At 57.0% G+C, this 2,547-nt stretch carries 3 protein-coding genes; all 3 read left to right on the forward strand.

What is annotated here, in order from left to right; genetic code table 11:
• A partial coding sequence (locus tag AC4GMC_RS13720) for a F0F1 ATP synthase subunit alpha (RefSeq protein WP_490391462.1) occupies positions 1 to 648 on the forward strand: 648 nt, incomplete at its 5' end.
• 11 nt (positions 649 to 659) lie between these two features.
• The gene (locus AC4GMC_RS13725) at positions 660 to 1,535 is read left to right on the forward strand and encodes a F0F1 ATP synthase subunit gamma (RefSeq protein ID WP_487877048.1); all 876 of its coding nucleotides are present in this window, start codon (positions 660 to 662) and stop codon (positions 1,533 to 1,535) included.
• Between the two features lie 17 nt (positions 1,536 to 1,552).
• Positions 1,553 to 2,547, forward strand: a 995-nt coding sequence (atpD, locus tag AC4GMC_RS13730) for a F0F1 ATP synthase subunit beta (RefSeq protein ID WP_490391463.1), incomplete at its 3' end; no start/stop codon positions are given.

Below are 2,547 nucleotides of genomic sequence, written 5' to 3' on the forward strand. Positions count from 1 at the left end.
GGTGACGTGTTCTACCTTCACTCCCGGCTTCTGGAACGTTCGGCTAAACTGAACGAGGACTACGGTTCGGGCTCGCTGACTGCTCTGCCAGTCATCGAAACCCAAGGTGGCGACGTTTCGGCGTTTATTCCAACCAACGTGATTTCGATCACTGACGGTCAGATCTTCCTGGAAACGGAACTGTTCTACCAAGGTATCCGTCCTGCTGTGAACACTGGTCTGTCGGTGTCCCGCGTTGGTTCGTCGGCGCAAACCAAGGCGATGTCCTCGGTTGCGGGTCCAGTGAAACTGTCGCTCGCGCAGTACCGTGAGATGGCTGCATTCGCTCAGTTCGGTTCCGACCTTGACGCCGCAACCCAGCAGCTGCTGGCCCGTGGTGCCCGTCTGACTGAACTGATGAAGCAGGCTCAGTACTCGCCACTGACCAACGCCGAGATCGTTTGTTCGATCTTTGCCGGTACAAACGGCTACCTTGACAAAATCGACGTCAGCGAAGTTGGCCGGTTTGAGCGTGAAATGCTGTCGTTCCTGCGCAACAAGCACCAGGACACTCTCGATTGGATCACCAACGATGATCCAAAAATCAAGGGTGACGCAGCCGACCGCCTGAAGGGTGTTCTTGACGCCTTCGCCGCGACGTTCGCTTAAGGTAGAGCATCATGCCCAACCTTAAGGACCTCAAAAATCGGATCGAGAGTGTGAAAAGCACTCGGAAGATCACGAAAGCCATGCAAATGGTGGCCGCCGCAAAATTGCGGCGGGCACAGGATGCTGCTGAGGCCGCACGCCCCTACACTGACCGCTTCAACGCCGTGATGGCGGGGCTGGCGGCTGGTGTGAGTGGTTCAGACACGGGTCCCAAGCTTCTGGTGGGCACTGGTTCCGACCAAGTGCAACTGCTGGTCGTTATGACCTCAGAGCGTGGACTGTGTGGTGGCTTCAACGGCAACATCGCCAAAATGGCCCGTGCTCGCGCCAACGAATTGTTGGCTGCTGGTAAAACGGTCAAGATTCTCACAGTCGGCAAAAAGGGTCGTGAGGCCCTCAAGCGTGACTTTGGCAATCTGTACATTGGCCATGTGGACCTGTCGGAAGTGAAGCGCCTTGGATACGGCAACGCACAGGACATCGCACGCGGCATTCTTTCTCGTTTCGACGAAGAAGAATTCGACGTGGCCACGATTTTCTACGCCCGTTTCCAGTCCGTCATCAGCCAAACTCCAACGGCGCAGCAGATCATTCCTGCCGCGTTTGAGGATGCCGGTGCGGGCGAAGAAAACACGCTTTATGACTACGAGCCCAGCGAAGAAGCCATCTTGGCCGACCTGCTGCCCCGTGGCGTGGCGACACAAATCTTCGCGGCCTTGTTGGAAAACGCCGCCTCCGAGCAGGGTGCACGGATGTCCGCCATGGACAACGCGACCCGCAACGCAGGCGAAATGATCGACAAACTGACCATCCAATACAACCGGTCGCGTCAGGCTGTCATCACCAACGAGCTTATTGAAATCATCTCGGGCGCTGAAGCGCTCTAAATCTGGAGATACCCGATATGGCAAACCCTACCGGAAAAATCACCCAGGTCATCGGCGCCGTCGTCGATGTTCAGTTCGAGGGCGACCTGCCTGAGATTCTGAACGCCCTGAAAACCCAAAACCAAGGCAAAGACCTCGTTCTCGAAGTGGCCCAGCACCTTGGCGAAAACACAGTGCGCGCCATTGCTATGGACGCCACCGAAGGCCTCGTGCGTGGTCAAGCTGTTGAGAACACTGGCGGTCAGATTTCTGTACCCGTGGGTTCCGCAACACTGGGGCGCATCATGAACGTCACCGGCGACCCCGTTGATGAAAAAGGCCCCGTGAACGCAACTGCGACACGCGCCATCCACGGCGATGCACCTGAGTTTGACGAGCAGTCCACCGAGACTGAAATCCTCGTGACAGGCATCAAAGTGATCGACCTTTTGGCCCCCTATACCAAGGGTGGTAAAATTGGTCTGTTCGGCGGTGCCGGCGTTGGCAAGACCGTTCTGATCATGGAACTCATCAACAACATCGCAAAAGTGCACTCGGGTCTGTCCGTGTTCGCTGGTGTGGGTGAGCGGACCCGTGAAGGGAACGATCTGTACCACGAGATGATCGAATCTGGCGTTATCGTTCCCGACGATCTGGAAAAATCCAAGATCGCACTGGTCTACGGCCAGATGAACGAGCCTCCCGGTGCGCGTATGCGGATCGCTCTGTCCGGCCTGACACTGGCCGAGCAGTTCCGCGACGAATCCGGTTCGGACGTTCTGTTCTTCGTGGATAACATCTTCCGCTTTACACAGGCTGGTTCCGAGGTGTCCGCGCTTCTGGGTCGTATTCCTTCTGCTGTGGGCTACCAGCCGACACTGGCAACCGACATGGGCGCCATGCAGGAGCGTATTGCCTCCACGAAGTCCGGTTCGATCACTTCCGTGCAAGCCGTTTACGTGCCTGCGGATGACCTTACCGACCCTGCACCTGCAACATCGTTTGCGCACCTTGATGCGACGACCGTTCTGGA

This window comes from Thalassobacter sp. (genome assembly GCF_982993085.1).

What these genes read in the sequence shown, in the direction of transcription:
- AC4GMC_RS13725 (WP_487877048.1), top strand. Translation starts at nt 660, where the DNA reads ATGCCCAACCTTAAGGACCTCAAAAATCGGATCGAGAGTGTGAAAAGC.